The sequence below is a fragment of the Flavobacterium sp. genome, from assembly GCF_035760125.1.
Classification (GTDB): domain Bacteria; phylum Bacteroidota; class Bacteroidia; order Flavobacteriales; family Flavobacteriaceae; genus Flavobacterium.
The window spans coordinates 1-7861 of sequence record NZ_DASTTN010000189.1 but is presented as its reverse complement, the minus strand read 5'-3'; the positions used below and the strand labels follow the sequence as shown (position 1 = coordinate 7861).

The window sequence follows — 7861 nt, the reverse complement described above, 5'->3', positions numbered from 1 at the left end:
TTATTGATTTTGTCTTCTTGTGGATCCAATAAAAAGTTTCATCAAAGCATGATTATCGATTAATTTGGTCTGATGAGTTTAATTATAGCGGTTTACCAGACGAAACAAAATGGGGTTTTGAAACTGTAGGTCATGGTTGGGGAAATAATGAAAATCAATATTATAAAGAAAAATCAATTAAAAATTCATTTGTAAAAAATCTTATTATTTGATTTTAAATCTTGCAATAGGAGGCAATTGGGGGGCAGATATTGATGATCGAATGTTTCCAAACGAAATGGAAATTGATTGCGTAAGAGTTTATAAGTAACTAGTTTGGTTTGGTTAGTTAAGTTTTCACTAAGGCTTCTATTTAGTTAGAAGCTTTGGTAGAAACGAATTTACATCAAAACATACCCTTTTCTCTTCAGATTTTTATTTGAAATGACTCAAAAAAGCTTTTATCGAAATTAAAGTTTTTTGATTTTCATTAGCTATTTATGCTTTGTAACCAGATAAACCAGAATAAATGGTTTTACTAATTCTTTCCAAAATGAAAGTTTGGATTCTTTATATTTTCTTAAAATAGATATACACAATTCGTATTTCAATGGAACTCCTTTATGGTGTCTGATATAATGAATTTTTAAAAAGAAATAAGAGATTATAAAAATTAAATCTTTAAAATAATATAATATATGATGGATATAATAGTGGCTTTGTATCAGACAGTTGTTAGCTTGTTTTTATTTCTATACCAAGAAATCTACGGATTTTTACATATGGATGGCATTCTTGAATTATTTGTATACGCAAAAAAAGGAGATTTTTCTTCCTTGCAAACTTGGGATGGAATCACTTCGTTGCTTAGACAAATTTGGGGCATAATCTTTTTTCTAGAAGTAACGGGATTGCTCATTAAGAGAAAGTTTAAGATAGGCGAGGATTATCGAATGCCGTTTTTTATTAGCTTATTCAATTCTTTAATAGGACGCTACATATCTATTGGGGTTATCGCCTATTGTATTGGCTTATGTAGTCCTTATGCTATTTTTAAAGCAGAATCTAGCTGGTATATATTCATTTATGGCTATATCGTATGGGAATTTGCATATTATGTATATCATTGGTCGAGTCATAACGTTCGTATTCTGTGGTGTTTGCACTCGGTACATCACGCTCCCAAAACGATGAATTTATCGGTTTCTGGTGTTCGCTTTTTTTTAGAGCTTACTTATCTTTTTGCTGTCAATGTAACGATTTGCATTTTATTAGGTGTGCCTCCTGTAATACTGGCGATTATCATGTCTATAGACAGTATTTGGGGAGAAATGCTTCATATAGGTGATAATTTTTTGCCTAATGCCCGTTTCGGTTTTCTAGGAAAATTGATAATTACACCCTCACATCATCGGGTACATCATGCCCGAAATCCATTGTATTTGGATACCAATTATTGTGTGTTATTAAATGTATGGGATAGATTGTTTGGTTCTTACCAACCTGAAGAGGACGATATAAAAATAGAATACGGCATATCAAGAGAGATGAACTCCGATAGCTTTTTAGATGTCTATTTTGGTGAAATACTCGATTTATGCAAGGATATTATTTACGCACCAACGCTAAAGCACAAATTATTATACATCATTATGCCACCAGGATGGAACCATACAGGAGATCATAAAACGGCGAGTATGGAAAGACAAAGATTTTTAGACGCACGACAACAAGAGCATAGAGAAGCAAATTTTCAGACAGTAAGTCAAGAACGCTCCGCAAATGAAGAAAGCATAAGTACAATATAAATAAATTAAAACTAGAATGAAAGCAACAGCAATAACAAGTATATCTATTAAATCTTCATTTTTATTAACTATCGGCAGCTTGTTTTTAAGTTGCGCACCATCAGATAGAGTAATAAAAACAAGTTCAACTCCGGTTTCAGCCAGCTTTTGGATAACAACGAGTAATCAATCTTCGAAACTTCAAAAACAAACTGAAGATTTAGTTTTTACTACAACAACCAATTCTAATCCAACTATTGAAGTGGATGCTTCTCAGAAATTTCAGTCAGTAGAAGGTTTTGGATTTTCATTAACTGGTGGAAGTGCCCAGAATATTAATAAGTTAGAAAATGCGAAAAAACAGGAATTGCTGCAAGAATTATTTGGAACGAAAAATAATGCAATTGGAATAAGTTATTTACGTATTAGTATTGGAGCTTCTGATTTAAATGAAGCGGTTTTTTCTTATGATGATATGCCAGTTGGTGAAACCGATTTGAAATTAGAACATTTTAATCTTGGCCCAGATGCTACAAATGTGATTCCGCTTTTAAAAGAAATTATCGCCATAAATCCTCAGATAAAAATTATGGGATCGCCATGGTCTCCACCCGTTTGGATGAAAGATAATGGAAGCACTGTGGGTGGAAGCTTGCAACCGAAATATTATGAAGTATATGCCAATTATTTTGTAAAATTCATTCAAAAAATGAAAGCGGAAGGTATTACCATTGATGCTATAACGCCACAAAATGAGCCTTTGCATCCAGGTAATAATCCAAGTATGTATATGACGGCATTACAGCAAGCCGATTTTATTAAAAATAATTTAGGGCCAGCATTTCAAACAGCAAAAATTAAAACCAAAATTGTTGTTTATGATCACAACTGCAACAAACCGGAATATCCTTTAACTATTTTAAATGACCCTAAAGCATTACCATTTGTGGCAGGTTCAGCATTTCATTTATACGAAGGAGACATCAGTGCTTTGACAACAGTTCACGATGCATACCCTAATAAAGATCTTTATTTTACCGAGCAATATACAGGTTCTGATACCAGTTTTGAATTAGATTTAAAATGGATGGTAAAAAATGTGGTAATTGGATCAATGCGTAATTGGAGTAAAAATGCACTTTCTTGGGGATTAGCCAATGATGAGTCGTACTTGCCTTTTACGCCAGGTGGGTGCAGTACTTGTAAAGGAGCTATGGCCATTGATAAAAACGGGACAATCAAAAGGGAAGTTGGATACTATATTATTGCTCATGCTTCAAAGTTTGTTCCTGCTGGTTCTGTACGTATTGGGAGTAACATAAGCGGAAATTTATACAATGTTGCGTTTAAAACTCCAGCAGGGAAAACAGTTCTAATTGTAGAAAATGACGGGGAAGCGACAGAATCATTTAATATTAAATACAACCAAAAACAAGTTTCTACCTCATTAAATGGAGGATCTGTAGCAACCTACGTTTGGTAATTTCGAAAATAAAAAAGATGAAAAAAGTACTAACAGGAATACTTCTGATGACATCGTTTTTTGTTCTGGCACAACAAAAGAGCAAAGTACAATCCAATTATTCAGCCAAAAACAAGAGCGTTACCGTTTACACAACAGCTGAAAAAAGTAATTTTAGATTGTCTAAAACAGATACATTCACATTCAAAAATGCTACACAAGCACTAGAAGTTGAGACTTCTGTTTTTGTAAGTCCAAATAAAAAATTTCAATCTGTTTTGGGTATCGGAGGAGCAATTACTGATGCCACTGCAGAAGTTTTTTCAAAATTATCCGAAGGAAAACAAAAAGAATTAATCACAGCCTATTATAATGTAGACAAAGGAATTGGGTATTCTTTGGCAAGAACCAACATTCATAGTTGTGATTTCAGTAGTGGGTCCTATACTTACGTGAATGAGGGGGATAAAGATTTGAAAACTTTCAGCATTCAACACGATTTGAAAGACCGAATTCCAATGATAAAAAAATCTATCGCCGAAGCCAACGGAAACCTTACTCTTTTTGCCAGTCCATGGAGTCCTCCTGCATTTATGAAAACGACAAACAATATGCTAAAAGGCGGAAAATTGAAACCAGAATATTGCCAATCATGGGCAAATTATTATACTAAATTCATTGCTGCCTACCAAAAAGAAGGAATTCCTATTTGGGGGATTTCCGTTCAAAATGAACCTATGGCGAGTCAAACATGGGAGTCCTGTATTTATACTGCTGAAGAGGAACGTGATTTTCTAAAAACATATTTAGGACCAACAATGAAAAAAGCAGGTTTTGGTTCCAAAAAAATCATTGTTTGGGATCATAATCGAGATTTAATGACAGAAAGAGCCAGTGTTATTTTTGACGACCCGGAAGCCAGTAAATATGCTTGGGGAATCGGATTTCATTGGTATGAAAACTGGAGTGGTGGTGAGCAAAAGTTTGATAATGTAGGTAAGGCTCACGAAATGTATCCCGATAAAAATATAATGTTTACAGAAGGTTGTGTTGAAAGATTTGATGCTTCCAAATATCAATATTGGCCAAATGGTGAAAAGTATGGAGAGTCGATGATAAACGATTTTAATAATGGTACTGTTGGATGGACAGATTGGAATATTCTTTTGGACCAAAATGGAGGTCCAAATCATGTTGGAAATTTCTGCTTTGCACCAGTTCATGCGGATCTGACAAAAGACGAAATAATTTATACGCCGAGCTACTACTATATTGGTCATTTCTCAAAATTTATTCGCCCTGGAGCTAAAAGAATAAGCAGTGTAGCAAGCAGGAATGATTTATTGACTACTTCATTTGCAAACCAAAAAGGAGGTATTGTAACTGTGGTAATGAATAAAACCAATAAAGAAATAATTTATAATTTATTCGTTGGAAATCAAGTGGCCGAAATAAAAATTCTTCCCCATTCGATTCAATCATTGGTGTATTAATCTTTTATTTTAAAAGACATTAACCATTATTTTTAAACGATCAATTTATTTATAGAAATAAAAAGAGAGTAATAAAACTATCATGAAAAAGCTACAACACTTAAAATTTTATAGAAGTATAGCATTTGGTATAATTCTGTATTCTGGGATTGCCACTGCCCAGAATTACGAATTGGATGCAGCTTCGACCCCAAAAATAATTGATCATCCAAAAGCCGAGTATGAAATAAAATCAAATCTGACAGATTGGCAAAACCAAGAAAAGGGGCTTCAAGCTGCTTTTGGAAATGCCGATAAAGCGTATTTTAAAAACAACCCGCCAACTAGTACAGCTGTTTTTTGGGGAGGAGCCGCTTGGAAAGGGCAACGACAAAATGCAATGCTTTTGATTTGGTCTGCTACAGCACAAAATCAAGTACGAATTCATGCGTCGGATTTAAAAGATGAAAATGGAAATGTATTAAGAAAAGACAATTTGCAAATCAATTTGGTTAATTATGTACTTTCTAACCATCCCTATAATGCAACAAATGTAGATTGTGGCGAAGGAATTGTAGACAAATCTTATTTGCTTCCGGATCGATTGGAATCCTATAATCAGGAATTAGACCGTTTTGATTTGCCTGAAATGACAGTGAAACCTGTTTGGCTTGCATTTGAGATTCCCGCAAATGCAGTAGCAGGAACTTACAAAGGAGAAATAGAAATTCAATCTTTGGAAAAAACAATTAAACTACCTATTTCAATTCAAGTTCAAAATCAGACTCTTCCGAAACCTCATGATTGGAGTTTTAGACTTGATCTTTGGCAAAATCCTTGGGTACTTGCCCATTATTTTCAAGTGAAACCTTGGAGTGAAGAGCACATGATGTTATTGAAAAAACATCTGAAAATGTATGCTGATGCTGGTGGAAAATTCATAACCACCTATGCCGTTCATTCGCCTTGGCAGGATACTACCTATTATGTAGATGAGGCCATGATTGGTTGGGTAAAACAAAAAAACGGACAATGGAAATTTGATTATTCTATATTCGACAAATATGTGCAATGTGCGATAGATGCAGGAGTAGATAAGGCTATTACGATTTATACACCAATTCCTTGGGGAGAAAGATTTCGCTATGAAGATGAAACCACAGGTAATTATATAACTGAAAGATGGCTTCCAACATCAGATGAATTTAAAGCGAATTGGAATATTTTTTTAACCGATTTGAAATCACATCTTGAAGCGAAAGGCTGGTTTGATAAAACCTACATAGGAATCAACGAAAATGCTATGGAGCAAACTTTAGAAGCTATTCACATTGTTAAGAAGCATTCTGATAAATGGAAAATAACTTATGCAGGTGACTGGCATCCTGAATTAGATGGTTTATTGGATGATTATTGCAGTGTTTTTGCCAAAGAAGGAAGCTTAAAAGACGTGACAAACAGATCTTCAAAAGGACAGACTTCTACTTTTTATGTATGTTGTACACCGGTAAAACCAAATAATTTTGTTTTTTCACCACCTGTCGAAGGACGTTGGATTGGACTTTATACATTGGCGCATGGATATGATGGTTTTTTACGTTGGGCTTATGAATCTTGGGGCTCAGATCCTACAAGAGATGCAAGACACGTAAGTTGGGGTGCCGGTGATGCGTTCTTGGTGTATCCTGGCGGGAATAGCAGTATTCGATTCGAAAAATTGAGAGAAGGAATTGTTGATTTTGAAAAAATTAAAATTTTGCAAAACCTCGCAAAAAGTTCAAAAAACAAGTCTGCATTAAAGAAAATGAAAGAATTAAATACGTTTTTATTAACTTTAAATTCTGAGCATGATTTTCAAACCACAAAAATTGAGAATGATGTTACGTCTGCACAAAAAATGATTAATGAATTAAGTGAAATATTGCAAAAGTAATTTGTTTTTAAAGTAAATCACGCTATTTAAAAAATAGAATTTCAATTAAAACCAATGAGAAAAATAATTATATCCTTTCTTTTATTAAGCTTCGTTTCGGTTTTTTCGCAGCAAAAAACTATTGAACAAAAAGTGGAAGTTTTATTGAAACAAATGACACTTGAAGAGAAAATTGGGCAACTCAATCAATATAATGATGACGGAAGCGTTGCAACTGGAATTGTTACAGCTGATAATGATGTTTTTGGGCAAGTAAAAAGAGGGCAAGTTGGTTCTATTTTGAATGCAAATGGTACCGTTCGTACGGCGATTTGGCAAAAAATGGCTATGGAATCCCGATTGAAAATTCCTTTGATTTTTGGACAAGATGTTGTTCATGGGTACAAAACAACTTTTCCAATTCCTTTAGCAGAAGCTGCAAGTTGGGATTTGGGAGCAATGGAACAATCAGCAAGAGTCGCAGCTACAGAAGGGGCTGCAGCAGGTATTCAATGGACTTTTGCCCCGATGGTAGATATTTCTCGTGATCCTCGTTGGGGACGAGTAATGGAAGGAGCAGGCGAGGATACTTATCTTGGTTCTAAAATAGCGTATGCAAGAGTGAAAGGTTTTCAAGGAAAAGGAATTGGAAACACAGATGCTATGATGGCTTGTGCAAAACATTTTGCTGCTTATGGAGCGGCAATAGGAGGGCGTGATTATAACGCAGTGGATATGAGTAACAATATGCTTTGGAATGTATACTTGCCTCCATTCAAGGCAACAGTTGATGCAGGTGTTGCTACTTTTATGAACTCGTTTAATGATATTAATGGAATTCCAGCTACTGCAAATGAATATATTCAAAGGGATATTTTAAAAGGAAAATGGAAATTTGATGGGTTTATGGTTTCAGATTGGGGTTCAATCGGAGACTTGGTAAATCATGGCTATTCTGCTGATAGAAAAGAGGCTGCTTTTGATGCGATTACAGCCGGTAGCGACATGGATATGGAAAGTCGTTGTTATAGAGATTATCTTGCGGAATTAGTTAAAGAAAAGCGAGTGGATATTTCTCTGATTGACGATGCAGTTAGGAGAATTTTGCGTAAAAAGTTTGAACTGGGATTGTTTGACGACCCATTTAAATTTTGTAATGCTGAGAGAGAAAAAGCAGCCTTGAATAATCCGGAGCATACTAAAATAGCTCGTTCTGTTGCTCAAAAAAGTATTGTTTTATTGAAAAACG

5 protein-coding genes are annotated in these 7861 nt (G+C 34.6%); all 5 read left to right on the top strand.

Annotation, left to right across the window (positions count from 1 at the left end):
* Positions 1 to 677: 677 nt before the first annotated feature.
* A complete protein-coding gene (locus VFS71_RS07075; RefSeq protein ID WP_326400225.1) occupies positions 678 to 1787 on the top strand; it encodes a sterol desaturase family protein in 1110 nt (369 codons plus the stop codon).
* Positions 1788 to 1803: 16 nt separating this feature from the next.
* Complete coding sequence (locus tag VFS71_RS07070) at positions 1804 to 3249, top strand: glycoside hydrolase family 30 protein (RefSeq protein WP_326400224.1); 1446 nt, start codon at positions 1804 to 1806, stop codon at positions 3247 to 3249.
* Between the two features lie 17 nt (positions 3250 to 3266).
* Complete coding sequence (locus VFS71_RS07065) at positions 3267 to 4721, top strand: glycoside hydrolase family 30 protein (RefSeq protein ID WP_326400223.1); 1455 nt, start codon at positions 3267 to 3269, stop codon at positions 4719 to 4721.
* An 82-nt stretch (positions 4722 to 4803) separates the two neighbouring features.
* Complete coding sequence (locus VFS71_RS07060) at positions 4804 to 6633, top strand: DUF4091 domain-containing protein (RefSeq protein WP_326400221.1); 1830 nt, start codon at positions 4804 to 4806, stop codon at positions 6631 to 6633.
* Positions 6634 to 6687: 54 nt separating this feature from the next.
* On the top strand, positions 6688 to 7861 hold a 1174-nt coding region (locus VFS71_RS07055; protein WP_326400220.1), incomplete at its 3' end, for a glycoside hydrolase family 3 protein.